The sequence below is a fragment of the Methanolobus chelungpuianus genome (assembly GCF_024500045.1).
GTDB classification, from domain to species: domain Archaea; phylum Halobacteriota; class Methanosarcinia; order Methanosarcinales; family Methanosarcinaceae; genus Methanolobus; species Methanolobus chelungpuianus.
The window spans coordinates 159022-173922 of record NZ_JTEO01000005.1 but is presented as its reverse complement, the minus strand read 5'-3'; the positions used below and the strand labels follow the sequence as shown (position 1 = coordinate 173922).

The window sequence follows — 14901 nt, the reverse complement described above, 5'->3', positions numbered from 1 at the left end:
GGATATAGTGATAACATCTCTTTATACCGAGGTGAGTTATATGGCGGATGATCTTGAAGAGATAAGAAGAAGAAGGCTTGAACAACTTCAACAGCAACAGGCTTCCCAGCAGCAGGTGGCCCCCGGCGACATGCAGGCGGCGATGCAGCAGGAGCAGGCACGTGCTGATATGGAAGCAAAAAAGCAGGCTCTGCTTCGCCAGATCCTTACGCCTGAGGCACGTGAGCGCCTGACGACATTAAAGATGTCGCGTAAAGAGATGGTGGAACAACTCGAGTCCCAACTGATAATGCTTGCCCAGAACGGCAGGATCCAGTCCAAGATCGATGACGAGAAGCTCAAGCAGCTCCTGGTCCAGTTACAACCCCAGAAGCGTGAGCCGACAATAAAGCGTATGTGAGCCGATCCAATGCGGGTCTCAGTACTGTTCAGCGGAGGAAAGGACAGTTCCCTTGCAGCTATCCTGCTGGAACCGTTCTTTGAAGTTGAACTGGTCACATGCAGTTTTTCCTTACTCCCCGTCGGGGATGTTGCAAGGGAAGCTGCTGAGAAGCTGGGATTCTCACATAGGGTCGCAAGGCTTGACATGCAGGTGCTTGAAAAAGCTTATGGGATGATCATAAAGGAAGGATTTCCGAGAAGTGCGATAAATCACATTCATCTGGCGGCCATGGAATATCTGGCCTCTGATGTGGATGTCCGCTTCATCGCAGACGGGATCCGGCGTGATGATCGCGTGCCTGTGCCGGATATCTCCCGGATAAGGAGTATCGAGGACCGGTATGGGGTCAGCTACATGTCACCCCTCAAGGGTTTAGGGCGCAGCGCGGTCAATGAGCTGGTGAAACAGCACCTTGTCATAGATGAAGGCCAGAGCGAGAACGTGATCAAGGCGGATTACGAAACCGAACTCAGGGAGTTCATCAGGATAAGGGCTGGTGCACAGAGAATAAATGAACTGTTCCCCTCGCATATCCAATCGCATGTGATTGAACGAAAAAAGGTGCCCAGTAAAGAGGTTAAGACTATCTGTATACATGATTAAGGATTTATAGAATAATCTTGTTATAGATTGAAACCCCGATCAGTATTTACAATATTATCCAGAATGATATTTACAATTATACACAGGTGAGACAAGTGAGCCAAAAAAGCAAAGGACAGAAGATGAGGCTGGCCAAGGCACACAGGCAGAACCACAGGGTTCCCGTGTGGGTCATCGTCAAGACCAACAGGAAGGTCGTGGGCCACCCCAAGAGAAGGAACTGGAGAAGAAGCAGTCTTGATGTGAAGTAAGGTGATGATAATGGCAGACGACGCAATTAAAGAACAGATCTATACTATCCCTCTCCGCTCAGTTAAAACAGCACCAAGGTGGAAGAGGTCCGACAGGGCTGTCAGTGTCATAAGGGAATACCTTACAAAGCACATGAAGGCCGAACCCGGAATGGTAAAACTTGACAAGACCATCAATGAGAAGGTCTGGTCACGCGGCAACGGGAAGCCACCTCTCTCCATTCGTGTAAGGGCTGCAAAGTTCGAGGACGGGGAAGTACAGGCGGAACTCGCATAAGCGCAGGACCATCTCACAGATAATGCGGTAGATAATGATACGTACATTGAATATCGATGAGAGCCCCATAATCGGGGCTTTTTCAACCTGCACAGAGGATATCGCACTCGTGCCTTCGGGTACGGGTGATAATGTTTGCGGTATCCTTGAGGAGCTCCTGGGAGTCCGCGCTTTCGAGACACTTGTCAACGGCAGTATTGTAGTAGGCTCCCTCTGCAGGGGTAATTCCAACGGCCTGCTAGTAGCGAGCCACGCTACCGTAAAAGACTCTGATGAGATTGGACTTCCGGTACATTACGTGCCCAGCAAACTTAACGCAATAGGCAATATAGTACTCTTGAACGATACGGCTGCACTGGTACATCCTGAAATGACCGACAGGGCAGTAGAGGTAATTGCAGAATCCCTGAAGGTGGATGTGCGCAGGGGTACGATAGGCGGCATCAGGACCGTGGGAATGGCAGGTGTTGCGACCAACAAAGGCCTGCTCGTGCACCCAAGGGCCACAGCCGATGAACTGGCACTGCTTGAGGAGCTCTTTGAGCTTCCGGTGGACATCGGCACCAGTAACTTCGGTACACAGATGGTGGGCTCCGGCCTGATCGCAAACTCCAAGGGTTATGTTGCAGGCTCGCAGACCTCCGGTCACGAGCTGGGAAGAATAGAGGACGCGCTGGGTTTCTGATCAGATAATAATGGATATTAAAGGTGATTTCATATGAAGAATTTCCAGGTCAAAGGTACTTTTAAAGCAGGTGTTGAATGGGAGAAATTCACAAAGAAAGTGGAAAGCCAGAATGAGAAGAACGCTCTTGACAAAGTGTACTCCTTATTCGGAAGCAAACACGGCATTAAGAGAAACTTCGTCAAGATAGAGAGCATAAAAGAGGCATAATTCATGTCTGGTGTGAATGAGCAGGACCCCCGGGCATTAGTGATGCAGCACCGTGAGCTCCAGAAACGCGCCGAGCTCCTCCAGCAGCAGATGACCATGATAAGGATGTCTGCCGATGAAAGTGCAAAGGCCCTGAATACCATCGAAGAGCTCTCTAATGTAAAAGAAGGTACCGAGATGATGTTCCCTATAGGTTCCGGCTCATTTGTATATGCTAATATCGCGCGCGTTGACAATATAGTTGTTGATGTCGGTGCAGGCATAAGTGTTGAGCGTTCGCTCAGCGAGGCAAAGGAGATCATGGAGCACCGTAAGGAAAGGCTTGAAAAGGCATTTGAGAACATGTCCGCCTCCCTGTCAAAGATCGGCCAGCAGATGCAGGCTATCGAGGCTTTCATCTCCAGGCAGCAGCAGGCTCAGGAGCAGGCACAGGTTCCAAGATAATTCTCTTTTTTTATTTACGGGTTGAAGTAAGTGTTCAATAAGCTCAAGTCGAAACTCAGCAGTTTCAAGGATAAGATCGGCACTAAGATCGATGAGAAGGCAGTAGATGTGGAGCCTGAACTGCCGGAGGAGCCTGCGGAAGAGCCTGAGGTCGTCAAGCAAGAGGAAGCAGAAGTTCCTCGGGTATCGGCTGCAATGGCTGAAGTTCCATGGGAAGGTACTGAGAAACAGAAGCCTGAGCCCGAAGAAGAAACTTCCGTGGCAAAGCCGCAGGAAAAAGAATCTGAGAAGAAGGAAGCTGAGAAAAAGAGATTCTCCTTTGGCTGGCCAGGTTCAAAGAAAGAGCAGCCAAAAGAGGAACCAACGGCAGAAGTACCTGTAAAGGGAGCGGTACCTCCGGAGCAGGCAAAGACTGCTGCAGAGAAAGCAAAGAAAATAGGCTTTGCACAGAAGGCAAAAGCCTTTGTCATGGAAAGGGAGTTCATCCTGGAAGAGGATGATCTGGAAGAGCCTCTCTGGGATCTCCAGATGGCGCTTCTTGAAAGCGACATAGCCCTTTCAGTGTCTGAGGCTATTGTTGATTCGGTCAAGAGCCAGCTGGTGGGTACGCGCCGTCGCATAGGCAAGGATACCGGCGATATAGTCGAGAACGCCCTCAAGAAAGCTATTTACGATGTGATGAGTGCCAACGTATTCGATTTTGATGAATATGTGCGCAATGCAAAAAAGCCGGTGCATATTGTCTTTGTAGGCATTAACGGCACAGGCAAGACCACTTCCATAGCAAAGCTTGCAAAGCGTCTCACAGACCAGGGTTATTCGGTTGTCCTGGCCGCAGGCGATACTTTCAGGGCAGGTGCTATCGACCAGATAGCCATCCATGGAAAGAAGCTTGGTGTAAAGGTCATCAAGCATCAGGAACAGGGTGATCCGGCAGCTGTTGTCTATGATGCCATGCAGCACGCCAGGGCAAACAAGGTCGATGTAGTGCTCTCGGATACTGCAGGGCGTATGCACACCAACATCAATCTCATGGAGCAGCTCAAGAAGGTCTGCCGTGTCAGCGCTCCGGACCTTTTGATATTCGTCGACGAGGCAGTGGCAGGTAATGATGCCGTGGAAAGGGCATCACAGTTCAATGACGCGGTGCCCCTCAGCGGTTCCATACTCACCAAGACTGACGCCGATGCCAAGGGTGGCGCAGCCATCTCTATCGCCTATATCACAGGCAAGCCCATTCTGTTCTTAGGTATGGGACAGGGTTACGACGATCTTCAGAAGTTCGATCCCCAGTGGTTCGTCGATCAGCTGTTTGCTGCATGAAGGTCCCGCACCTCCATGCAACGTTCAGTATTTCACTTTTCTTCTTTTCCGGTCCTGTCTTGGGAGCTCATCATCTACTTACAGGCGCTCTTCAGTTCTCTTGCAAGTGACTCCACTCTCTCGCTCACATTGTCTGCGGAGGCGACAATATTCACAAATGCAGAGCCGACAATGACTGCATCGGCACCTGCAGCTATTATTTCGGCGGCCTGTTCCCTGTCAGATATCCCGAAACCTACGGCCTTTGGTACCTCGGTGTGCACCCTGGAGAGTATCTCTCTTGTGGATTGTGCCACATCAACCCTGGTTCCTGTGACTCCAAGGCGGGACACGATGTACACGAACCCGGATGTCCTGTCCAGTATCTTTTCTATCCTGTCCCCGTTGGTCACAGGGGTGATCAGGAAGATAAGGTCAATGCCATGTTTCCTGCATGCAGCGTGAAGGTCATCTGCCTCCTCTGCAGGCAGGTCCGGTACTATGATGCCTGAGATTCCCGATCCGGCACAATCGCTGGCAAACTTATCCAGTCCTCTCTTATATATGAGATTGTAGTAGGTCATACACACCAGGGGCACGCCGGCATCCATGGATGCGATAAGTTCGAAATACCTGTCAGGATTCATTCCGGCATCAAGGGCACGCTGGGAGGCTGCCTGGATGGTGGGCCCGTCGGCCACGGGGTCCGAGAAGGGTAATCCAAGCTCAACGATGTCCGCGCCTCCTCTTACCAGGGAGCTGACTATTTCCTTTGTGGTGTCCGCATCGGGGTCGCCTGCACACACATACGCGATAAGGGCTTTCTCTTTGTTTTTCTCAAGCTGTTCAAACTTTTCCAGGATCTTCATAGGCAAACCCTCCTGTTCTCTTTCTTCTTTAAGCTGAAGACCGTCTCAAGGTCCTTATCTCCTCTTCCGGAAAGGCTTACTACTACAAGGTCTCCAAGCTCTCCGCTCTGCGCCATCTTCATCACATATGCGATGGCATGCGAGGACTCAAGTGCCGGTATTATTCCTTCTGTCCTGCTCAGTTCGTAGAATGCCTCCAGGGCCTCCTCATCGTTAACGTTACAGGGCTTAATCCTCCCGATATCGGCAAGATGTGCAAGTTCAGGCCCGACTCCGGAATAATCCAACCCTGCGGAAACCGAGCTTGACTCGAGTATCTGCCCGTATCTGTCCTGCAACACCCTTGTGTGTGCACCCTGCAGTATCCCGTCCTCGCCCGCGCAGAGCGAAGCCGAGTGTAGTGCCTCTTTTTTTGTACTCTTCAATCCGCATCCTCCGGCTTCCACCGGAAACAGCTTCACTTCCCTGTTCTCAATGAACGGGTGGAAAATGCCCATGGCATTGCTCCCGCCGCCGGCACATGCGACAATGGAATCAGGATAGCGTCCCTCCTTCTCTATTATCTGCCTCTTGACCTCATTCCCTATAACACTCTGGAAATCCCGCACGATCATGGGATATGGGTGTGGTCCCACGACCGAACCTATCAGATAGTGCGTGTTCTCCACATTGGTGACCCAGTCCCGCAATGCCTCATTGATGGCGTCCTTGAGGGTCTTTGAGCCTGACTGGACGGAATGTACGACAGTTCCCATGAGCTGCATGCGATAGACATTCATGTGCTGTCTCTGCACATCTTTTGCACCCATGTAGACCTCTGTATCGAATCCCATGTTGGCACCCACCATGGCAGTTGCAGTCCCGTGCTGCCCCGCCCCGGTTTCTGCGATAAGCCTCTTCTTTCCCATGTATTTTGCCAGGAGTGCCTGGCCTATGGTGTTGTTCAGCTTGTGTGCTCCCCCATGGACAAGATCCTCTCTCTTGAGATATATCTTTGTACCGTACTTCTTACTGAGGTTCCGGGCAAAGTACAGGGGAGTCTCCCTGCCGGCAAACTCCTTCATGTAATATGCAAGCTCTTCAAGGAAGCGGGGGTCATCCCTGTATCTCTCATACGCTTCTTCCAGCTCGTTAAGTGCCGGCATCAGCACTTCAGGGACGAATTGTCCTCCATATCTGCCATACATTGATCTTTTCATTTCAAAACCTCTGTAGTATCGCCATCTCGGAACGAATATAAGTCAAGTGCTTCAACAAGTTCCTTTGTTCTTGCATATATGTCTCCGCTTTCTATTATGGATGTGCCGACAAGTATCCCGTCAGCTCCGGCAGCTATCACTCTGCGTACATCGCTGGCATCACCGATCCCACTTTCACTGATGACGATGTGCCTTGTTCCGTTCTCTTTATCATACTTACGGACAACTGGTGCCAGGCGTAAGGTAACTTCAAGGTCAGTCTCAAGTGTCTTCAGATCCCTGTTATTGATGCCTATCAGGCGTGCATTCGTTGAAAGAGCAATATCAAGTTCCTCCTCATTGTGCACTTCGACCAGCGGCTCGATCCCTCTGCTCTGCACCAAGCGGACCAGTTCTCCGGCAGATTCTCCGAGGACGCTGACGATTAGCAGTATCATGTCAGCCTCGACCTCATCTATCTGTTTTCCACTGATTATGAAATCCTTACGCAGGATCGGGAGAGCGACTTCTTTCCTTACTGCCGACAGGTTTTCCAGGGAACCTTTAAAGAAATGGGGTTCCGTCAGCACCGATATTGCCACCGCACCGGCATCTTCCATTTGCCTGGCTATGATTGCTGCATCCGCAGGAAGTATGTCCCGCAGTTTCCTTCGTGGTGAGGATGGTTTGACCTCGGCTATCACAGCCACCTTCCCTTCTGCTTTCTTCCTGCCGATTATTTCAGCAATATCTCTTTTCTTAAAGGGCAGTTGTCTATGTTCTTGCGGATGTTCTATCTGCCTGACTCTTTCTTCAGTTGACCTTACTATTTCCTGGATAACGGAATGCATATAATAACCACATATGTTCTATGATGTACAAAAAAGTACATAGAATTTATGCTATTTATTGCTTTTGGTGAAGATATCAAAAACTGTTCTGCGGACTCCTCAGCTGCTCGATGAAGAGCCACATATGTTTCAGGTTATGAACGGAGCAGCGGTACGCTTCTTATTATGACCGGGCCGTGCTGTCCGGCTGCATGGAGTCAAGCTCTGCCTCGATGCTGTCAAAAACACACGTTCCTGCGTTATATTCCAGGATGCCGAGCTTCTCCTGTACTGTGAGCGGCGGGAAGTATGCAAGATATGCCAGTACGGTCCCTATGAGGACGAACAGCCGGGAGAAGACCTGCATGAAATCAAGGATGGCTATCATATCTGTCAGCATGAAGTCGAAAACAAATGATATGGCAACCAGCGGCAGGACTGTCCTGTAGCGTATTCTCCGCGGCACCCTCTGCAGCAGGATGAGCAGCAGGAGGCCAAGTATCATGGCAGTGGGTATAACGAATAGTCCCATAAGGTATATATGGACCGCAAGATTGCTGTTTATGCTGAACAGAGATGCCCACTCGCTGATTTCCGGGCCTACGATGCCACTGTCATACAGGAATGCCAGATATGCTCCTCCGAGGATGGTAAACACCAGTGCAAGATACTCTCCCGTCTTTTTGCTGCCTGTTATTATGTAAATGATGAAGAACACCATGGGAACCGAGACAAAAGCAAAGGGGACTGCAGCTATGAAATAGAGTATGGCATCAAGTTCCATGTTTCCCATATATGCTGCCATCATCCTCACGGATGTGGGGAGGTACGTAAGTCCCACCAGCGTCCAGAAGACCACAAGTGAGAAAAGGGCTGGCCTGCTGTTCTCCCTGTTCTGTTCATTTTTTGCTAAAAGCACCCAGGCAAATGCAAGGGATGAGATGCCGATGGCAAAGCATATGGTGCTGTTTAAGAGCAGTCCTGTATACATTTTAGTCTGATTATTCTATTTAATTATGCCTATTTATATATTTGTGTTGTGTAATTGTGTCTCGTTTGCAGTTTGACATTTCCAACCAAATGTTATATATATTAATTAATTATATAATAATAACATCCAATAATCTGGATAATAGGAGGATTGTACATGAAAGCAAACAGAACACTCTCAATGAGTAAGAACACCCGGGCCCAGGTGGGTATCGGTACCCTTATCATATTCATCGCCATGGTGCTCGTCGCTGCTGTCGCGGCAGCCGTGCTGATCCAGACTTCCGGTATCTTGCAGCAGAAAGCCCAGCAGACCGGTAAGCAGTCAACCCAGGAAGTATCATCCAACCTGATGATCAAGAACATCGAAGGCATACGCGCAAAAGCAGACGGTAATGCTACTGCTCTCTCCGAAACAATAGACCTGCTCAAGCTGTCTGTTGGTCTCAACGTAGGCAGTGCGCCTGTAGATGTCAAGCAGGTGGTCATTTCAATAACCGATGGTACTGTTGCACATAATCTTGTATATGCAGGAAATACTAAGACATATGGTGTCTGGAGTGAGTTTGATGACACTGCAGCAGATGGTACAGACAACCTTATATCTTTACTGACAACAACTGATGCACCTAAAAAATACTTCACCGTAGATAAGATTCGTGATGAAGATAGTTCATTCTCACAGGCAAATCCTGTTATGAACACTGGTGACCTGATACTGGTGTACCTTGCAACATCTTCTCCGGATGTTAGCACTTATACTTATATGGGAACCATGGATACTACTACTACTTTAAAATCTTCAGGACTGCGTCTTGTCCCAAGGACAACTGTTAACATTGTCCTCACTCCTGAAGCCGGTGCCACAACAGTCGCTGAATTCGTAACACCCTCTTCATACGGTGTCAAGGAGACCGTACAGCTTTACCCGTAAGATGAAGACATGTACAGTCCCATGTACATGTTTTTAAGGAGAAGGTATTATGAAAGCAAATACAAAAATGCTCATGAATAAGGACACGCGAGCCCAGGTGGGTATCGGTACCCTTATTATATTCATTGCTATGGTCTTGGTTGCGGCTGTTGCGGCAGCCGTACTGATCCAGACCTCAGGCATACTGCAGCAGAAAGCACAGGCTACAGGCAAGCAGTCAACCCAGGAAGTATCGTCCAACCTGATGATAAAGAATATAGAGGGTATCCGTGCAAAGGATGCTTCTTCCATGTCAGGCAACGTCTCTTTGCTGAAGCTCAATGTGGGGCTGAATGTTGGAAGTTCTCCGGTGGATGTGAACCAGGTAGTTGTTTCCATTACAGATGGCACTACGACAAATAATCTTGTGTATGCCAACAATGACAAGACATATGGATATCCGATGAGCGGTTTTACAACCTCGAACACTGGTATCCAGAATATGGTGCAGATGCTGACAGGCAATCAGACATCGCCAGGTGATAATGCAAAGTACTTCTTCACCGCGGAAAAGATACGTGATGAGGATGGTTCTTTCTCTCAGGAGAAACCTATCATGAACACCGGTGACCTGGTGACGATCTATATATCCACTGTTGCATCCGGTGACAAGTCATTTACTAAGGTCGGAAGTGAGACTACTACAGGGCTGAAGGACAGCGGTCTGGTGGTTGCACCCAGGACCACAGTGAACATTGTGCTCACTCCGGAAGCCGGTGCCACCACGGTTGCAGAGTTCGTCACTCCTTCCTCATATGGTATCAGGGAAACAGTGCAACTTTATCCATAAGGTGATAAACCACCTTATCTTTCCTTTTTTGAAACAGTCCTAATTTCAGGCTGTTCCTGCATTTGGTCTCGTGCTGAAAGATTATCTACTCTCTTCTGTTATTGATACTTCTCATTCGGGTGACAAGTGACTACTTCTGCTTCATGGATGCTGTCGTATGAGTTTAGCAAGGCACAGTTCTGAATATATATTCTCGACAGAGACATTCCTTTATGGTTCTTTGCCCTAAAAACACATCTAGAAGCAACGCTTGAAAAAGAGTGGTTGAATGATGCTTGCTTGTCCCGGGTTGCTTTTGATGGGTAATTATTTCCCATGATATGGGTTTAGCGTGCAGCACATTGTTGCAGATCCTCAGGGCATCCTTTCAATGATCTCGCCCATTCTCTTGTTCTTCTTGTAGAATGCAGTTGTGTCCTTGAGGAAGTTTGATGCTGTGAGGCCCTTGTCGGTAATTATATACCCGCCCCTCTTTACCTTTTCTGCCAGTCCTTCGAGCTGGAACACGGTCTTCATCTTGCTGCCTATACTTCCCTTATCTGCAAACTTATCCGTGTACTCGCGTATCTCTGAGAACTCTGTGACCTTGCCTTCGTTCCTGCTGAGGACCTTGAGGATGAGCCTGTACTGTATATCTCCCGGCCCCTGGTGTACTCCTAAGGACTGGTAGAACTCGGCGACATCCTGTTCCAGTTTGACATCTATGTCATCAGACATTGATGGTGGCCTCCTCTTCATAATCCTCATCAAAGTCCTGGTCATTGTCCTTTTCGTACAGGTTATATTCGTACTCTTTAATTCCAAGCCTTTCCTGCAGGGTCATGGGGGGGAAGTATGCAAGGAATGCCTGAACCGTACCTATGAGCACAAAGATCCTTGCAGCAAGCTGCATTGCATCATCAAGTGTGATCATATCCGTCAGCATGAAATCAAAAACAAAGGATATGGCAACGAGGGGCAGGGCAGTCCTGTACCTGAGCCTTTTTGGCATTCGCTGCAGGAATATCAGGAAGAGGAGTCCTATTATCATCGCAGTGGGTATGACAAAGAGCCCGATGAGATAGATGTTGATTGCGATATCGCTGTTGATCGTAAAGAGTGATGTCAGGGGTGTGATCATGGGGCCAATGACCCCGCTTGAGTACAGCAGCACCAGGTATGCAGCACCAAACAGCACGAAAAGGAAAGATATATAGCTGCTTACCCTCTGGTCTCCTATTATCACATAGAGAATGAAGAATACCAGCGGCACCGAGACAAAAGAGAAAGGCACTGCCGCAATATAATACATAAGAACGTCAGCTTGGGGATAGCCCATATATGCGGCTGTCATCCTTATTGTAGTGGGCAGGTATGTCAGGCCGACAAGCAGCCACAGGATAATAAGGGACCATAGTGCCGGTTTACTCTTACAGTTGTGCTCCGGGCTGCCCCGTGCAAGCACCCACGCGAAGGCGAAGGAAGATATGGTGATTGCAAAACATATGGTTGCATTTAACAATAGCCCGGCACTCATATCTCTATCAGGTCCTTTTTTTAATTTAATATTATATATTAATATTCTTATACTACAAAAAGGTGATGTTTGCAGTTTGACATTTCCAACCAAATGTTATATATATTTAAATTATATATAATTTTCACTATCCACTAATCTGGATAATAGGAGGATTGTACATGAAAGCAAACAGAACACTCTCAATGAGTATTAACACCCGGGCCCAGGTGGGTATCGGTACCCTTATCATATTCATCGCCATGGTGCTCGTCGCTGCTGTCGCGGCAGCCGTACTGATTCAGACATCCGGGATACTGCAGCAGAAAGCCCAGTCCACCGGTAAGCAGTCAACCCAGGAAGTCTCATCCAACCTGATGGTCAAGAATATAGAGGGAGTACGTGCAAAAGACAATGGTACTTTGTCATCAACCATTGATCTTCTCAAGCTCTCAGTTGGTCTTAACGTAGGCAGTGCTCCTGTAGATGTGAATCAGGTAGTTATATCTATTACCGATGGTACTGTCGCACACAACCTTGTGTACGCAGGTAATGACAAATCATATGATTCCGTTATGACCGATTTCGATGGTACTGCTACTGCAGCTGCAAACCTGGAGAAGTTACTTACCGTTTCAGGAAACCCTACTAAGTACTATACAGTGGACAAGATACGCGATGAAGATGGCTCATTCTCTCAGGCCAACCCCGTTATGAATACCGGTGATCTGATCATGGTGAACATTGCAACGATATCGCCTACTTCGGCTAGCCTTCCTGATATCGGATCCATTACAGGGGATCTTCAATCATCTGAACTGGATCTTGTTCCAAGGACTACTGTGAACATAGTTCTTACACCAGAGTCCGGTGCTACAACAGTCGCTGAGTTCGTAACTCCTTCATCCTACGGTGTTAAGGAAACTGTTCAGTTATATCCGTAAAAGGATCTGTGGTGTGTAGATCCCTGCACGCCATTCCTTTTACCTGGAGATGGTCTTCATGAAGGTAAGAATAAATGCCGGGATATTAAACGACACTAGAGCCCAGGTGGGCATCGGCACGCTTATTATATTCATTGCTATGGTGCTTATTGCTGCGGTAGCTGCTTCTGTGCTTATCCAGACTTCCGGAATTCTTCAGCAGCAGGCCCAGTCCACGGGCAAGCAGGCAACCCAGGAGGTCTCCTCGAACCTCATAGTCAAGAACATCGAGGGTGTCCGTGCAAAGAACAATGCTACCGATATAGCAGGCAACGTCTCTTTGTTGAAGATACGGGTTGGTCTTAATGTGGGAAGCTCACCGGTGGACCTTAACCAGCTGATAGTTACAATATCTGATGGGGCGAATACCAATGACCTGCTTTACGCTGACAACGACCGAATATATGGCAGTCCGATGAGCAACTTCTCATCAAGTGGCAATGCACTGGATAACCTGGAAGCCTTGATTGAGAACACTCAGGCAACGCCGGGCCATAATGCAAGATACTTCTTCACTGTACAGAAGATAAGGGATGAGGACATGTCTTTCACTCAGGCGAATCCCATCATGAACACGGGAGATCTTGCAATTATCTATGTATCCACTGTCTCTGATGGCGACCTTTCGTTCACTACCATCGGTGATGTCTCTACAGCTGGCAACCAAAAGGACTCCAATCTTGACATTGGTCCGCGTACTGATGTAACAATAGTACTGACACCTGAATCCGGTGCAACGACAATGGCTACATTTTTAACCCCGTCGTCTTATGGTACCAAAGAAGCGATCCAGCTCTATCCGTGAACTGGACCCTTCTAATTTTTACGAGGGATGATATGAGCACAAAGAACATTCTTTTATTCCTGATCATATGCTGCTGCCTCACTGCAACTGTCTCGGCAGAGGTTTCCTTTACCAATTATATTGAATTGTATGATGACAAGATCATCTTTACTGTGGGTGAGACCTATACCTCTGAAGATGCCCTGGCTTTCAGGGAAAACCTCGATGCGGATAATGATGGGAACATTAACGTATCCGAGATCGAGTTATTCAAGGAGCATTATCTTTCAAATGGTGGAGAACAATTCCTGGAATACATTGCAGTGGATGACGGATCAGTAGGATTGTCAATTGAGTCTATAGAAATGGAGTTCAATGATGCCGCAGGCTCCCTGGATGGCTCTGACCTGAATGTGGCCACGAAGATACTTTATCTGCTCAATTCCACACTTTCTTCAGGTGAGCACAAAATATGGGTGCTCGGAGAGTACCGTATTGAGGAAGTCAGGTTTGTACTCCCTGCAGGTGTGGGGCTTGTTACTTATGACGGGCTTGAGAATGCTACTTTAACAAAACAGGATAACAAAATCCTGCTAAAAGGGGAAAGTGGTGTTACTTCCTATATGATCGGTGACGTGCAGAGAATAGAATCAGCATCCATCGTCTGGATAAAGGAAGAGCCCTTCTATGAGCACCGCCTTTTCCTCCCGCTTCTGATACTGGTTGAGGTCATGCTCGGCGCAACAGCATTATATATAATCAGGCATAATAAAAATAAATAAGCTTCAATAAAATTACTCTGTATACTTATCTATCTATATCTGGTGCTTATATGAAACACAGGTCCGCTTATACCGTTTGTATAATTATCCTTGCATCCTTTGTTTTCCAGAGTGGCTGCATTGGTGCATCTCCTGAGGAGTCAGTTGAATCCACAGTGGTCGATTTCCTGAACGCTGTCAATGAGGACGATCCTGGAACGGCGTTTGCTCTTTACAGGGGTAAGGATTTCCTGGCACCTGCAAGCATTACAATGATATTCAAGAACAAAGGCATTGCTGAAGGTGGGATAAAGGAAATAAACATAACCTCGGCAGAGGTATCAGATAGTCTCGCTCTTGTGCAAACGGAATGCCTTGTTGCCAGCCTGGACCTGTCAGGTAAGGAAAAGGGCACCTCCACAATCCCTATATATTTCAGGCTCCAGGATTCTGAGGTTGGCTGGATAATAACGCGCGTGTCATTCACTCCCCTGGAAATGGGAGAGGCTGCAGAACTTGACATAGAGGTTAAGAGAACTGTCATCGATGATATCGCAGATAATTCAGGGATGATATTCATAGCTTCAGTGCTCATGCTGGGTTCAGGTGTCTATCTGAACAAGCAAGAGAAGGATAAAAAGAAAAACGCCAACAGGGTGATAGACACTTCCAATGCAACCGAACTTCCCAGAGAGACCCTTTCCCAGTACATAAGACTGGTACCTGTGCATCAGGTCACCGCAGGCAGTAAGACCACTGTTGATGTGTGGGTGAAGAACTTTGCACAGCAGCCCTATGAGAATTTTGCCATCAGGGCCAGGTTTGCCAGTACTGTGGATGTTGAGATGCCAAGTCTTTTCTTTGGTACTATAGCCCCGGGAGAGACTGCAAAAAGGACCTGGGTCCTGAAGCCGAAGGTGGCAGGCTGGATGGGTGTGGAAGAACCTACTGTGGTCTTTGAGTATATGGGTAACAGGTACACAGGCACACTTGATCCTGTATGGGTACAGGTCCAATGAATCCGGTACAGGGAC

At 48.1% G+C, this 14901-nt stretch carries 20 protein-coding genes; 14 read left to right on the top strand and 6 right to left on the bottom strand.

What is annotated here, in order from left to right:
* Positions 1–40: 40 nt before the first annotated feature.
* From PV02_RS09905 to ftsY, 8 genes are all read left to right on the top strand, one after another.
* The gene (locus tag PV02_RS09905; protein ID WP_256623249.1) at positions 41–400 is read left to right on the top strand and encodes a DNA-binding protein; all 360 of its coding nucleotides are present in this window, start codon (positions 41–43) and stop codon (positions 398–400) included.
* A gap of 9 nt (positions 401–409) precedes the next feature.
* Complete coding sequence (locus PV02_RS09900) at positions 410–1045, top strand: DUF7411 family protein (RefSeq protein WP_256623248.1); 636 nt, start codon at positions 410–412, stop codon at positions 1043–1045.
* Between the two features lie 95 nt (positions 1046–1140).
* Positions 1141–1296, top strand: a complete 156-nt coding sequence (locus PV02_RS09895; protein ID WP_256623247.1) for a 50S ribosomal protein L39e — start codon at positions 1141–1143, stop codon at positions 1294–1296.
* Between the two features lie 10 nt (positions 1297–1306).
* Positions 1307–1573 carry a 50S ribosomal protein L31e gene (locus tag PV02_RS09890; RefSeq protein ID WP_256623246.1) on the top strand — a complete coding sequence of 89 codons (267 nt, stop codon included), beginning with the start codon at positions 1307–1309 and terminating at the stop codon, positions 1571–1573.
* A gap of 34 nt (positions 1574–1607) precedes the next feature.
* Entirely contained in the window at positions 1608–2258 is a 651-nt protein-coding gene (locus PV02_RS09885) for a translation initiation factor IF-6 (protein ID WP_256623245.1), read from the top strand.
* A gap of 33 nt (positions 2259–2291) precedes the next feature.
* On the top strand, positions 2292–2468 hold the full coding sequence (rpl18a, locus tag PV02_RS09880; RefSeq protein WP_256623244.1) for a 50S ribosomal protein L18Ae: 177 nt from the start codon (positions 2292–2294) through the stop codon (positions 2466–2468).
* 3 nt (positions 2469–2471) lie between these two features.
* Positions 2472–2912, top strand: a complete 441-nt coding sequence (gene pfdA / locus PV02_RS09875) for a prefoldin subunit alpha (RefSeq protein WP_256623243.1) — start codon at positions 2472–2474, stop codon at positions 2910–2912.
* Between the two features lie 30 nt (positions 2913–2942).
* Positions 2943–4235, top strand: coding sequence for a signal recognition particle-docking protein FtsY (gene ftsY, locus PV02_RS09870; protein WP_256623242.1), 1293 nt, complete (start codon positions 2943–2945; stop codon positions 4233–4235).
* Positions 4236–4309: 74 nt separating this feature from the next.
* Here ftsY and trpA read toward each other — a convergent pair whose 3' ends face one another.
* The 4 genes from trpA to PV02_RS09850 all read right to left on the bottom strand — a co-directional run bounded on the left by trpA (position 4310) and on the right by PV02_RS09850 (position 8082).
* A complete protein-coding gene (gene trpA, locus PV02_RS09865; RefSeq protein ID WP_256623241.1) occupies positions 4310–5083 on the bottom strand; it encodes a tryptophan synthase subunit alpha in 774 nt (257 codons plus the stop codon).
* Complete coding sequence (gene trpB, locus PV02_RS09860) at positions 5080–6282, bottom strand: tryptophan synthase subunit beta (RefSeq protein WP_256623240.1); 1203 nt, start codon at positions 6280–6282, stop codon at positions 5080–5082. Before trpB ends, trpA begins: the two co-directional genes overlap by 4 nt.
* Positions 6279–7112, bottom strand: coding sequence for an indole-3-glycerol-phosphate synthase (locus PV02_RS09855; protein ID WP_256623239.1), 834 nt, complete (start codon positions 7110–7112; stop codon positions 6279–6281). The genes trpB and PV02_RS09855 overlap by 4 nt, the downstream gene beginning before the upstream one ends.
* Positions 7113–7275: 163 nt before the next feature.
* Positions 7276–8082 (bottom strand): hypothetical protein, encoded by an 807-nt coding sequence (locus PV02_RS09850; protein WP_256623238.1) that lies wholly within the window; start codon positions 8080–8082, stop codon positions 7276–7278.
* 156 nt (positions 8083–8238) lie between these two features.
* On the opposite strand from PV02_RS09850, the gene PV02_RS09845 reads away from it, so the two are divergent.
* Together PV02_RS09845 and PV02_RS09840 are read left to right on the top strand one after the other, a co-directional pair.
* Positions 8239–9015: an archaellin/type IV pilin N-terminal domain-containing protein gene (locus tag PV02_RS09845; protein WP_256623237.1), complete on the top strand. Its 777-nt coding sequence runs from the start codon at positions 8239–8241 to the stop codon at positions 9013–9015.
* A gap of 49 nt (positions 9016–9064) precedes the next feature.
* Complete coding sequence (locus tag PV02_RS09840) at positions 9065–9844, top strand: archaellin/type IV pilin N-terminal domain-containing protein (protein ID WP_256623236.1); 780 nt, start codon at positions 9065–9067, stop codon at positions 9842–9844.
* A 354-nt stretch (positions 9845–10198) separates the two neighbouring features.
* Here PV02_RS09840 and PV02_RS09835 read toward each other — a convergent pair whose 3' ends face one another.
* Complete coding sequence (locus tag PV02_RS09835) at positions 10199–10561, bottom strand: hypothetical protein (protein ID WP_256623235.1); 363 nt, start codon at positions 10559–10561, stop codon at positions 10199–10201.
* A complete protein-coding gene (locus PV02_RS09830; RefSeq protein WP_256623234.1) occupies positions 10554–11360 on the bottom strand; it encodes a hypothetical protein in 807 nt (268 codons plus the stop codon). Before PV02_RS09830 ends, PV02_RS09835 begins: the two co-directional genes overlap by 8 nt.
* 161 nt (positions 11361–11521) lie before the next feature.
* Here PV02_RS09830 and PV02_RS09825 point away from each other — a divergent pair, with 161 nt between their 5' ends.
* The 4 genes from PV02_RS09825 to PV02_RS09810 are packed head-to-tail and all read left to right on the top strand — an operon-like array spanning position 11522 to position 14886.
* Complete coding sequence (locus tag PV02_RS09825; protein WP_256623233.1) at positions 11522–12283, top strand: archaellin/type IV pilin N-terminal domain-containing protein; 762 nt, start codon at positions 11522–11524, stop codon at positions 12281–12283.
* Positions 12284–12341: 58 nt separating this feature from the next.
* Complete coding sequence (locus tag PV02_RS09820) at positions 12342–13127, top strand: archaellin/type IV pilin N-terminal domain-containing protein (RefSeq protein ID WP_256623232.1); 786 nt, start codon at positions 12342–12344, stop codon at positions 13125–13127.
* Between the two features lie 32 nt (positions 13128–13159).
* A complete protein-coding gene (locus PV02_RS09815; RefSeq protein WP_256623231.1) occupies positions 13160–13888 on the top strand; it encodes a hypothetical protein in 729 nt (242 codons plus the stop codon).
* Positions 13889–13938: 50 nt separating this feature from the next.
* Positions 13939–14886: a hypothetical protein gene (locus PV02_RS09810; protein ID WP_256623230.1), complete on the top strand. Its 948-nt coding sequence runs from the start codon at positions 13939–13941 to the stop codon at positions 14884–14886.
* Positions 14887–14901 lie beyond the last annotated feature (15 nt).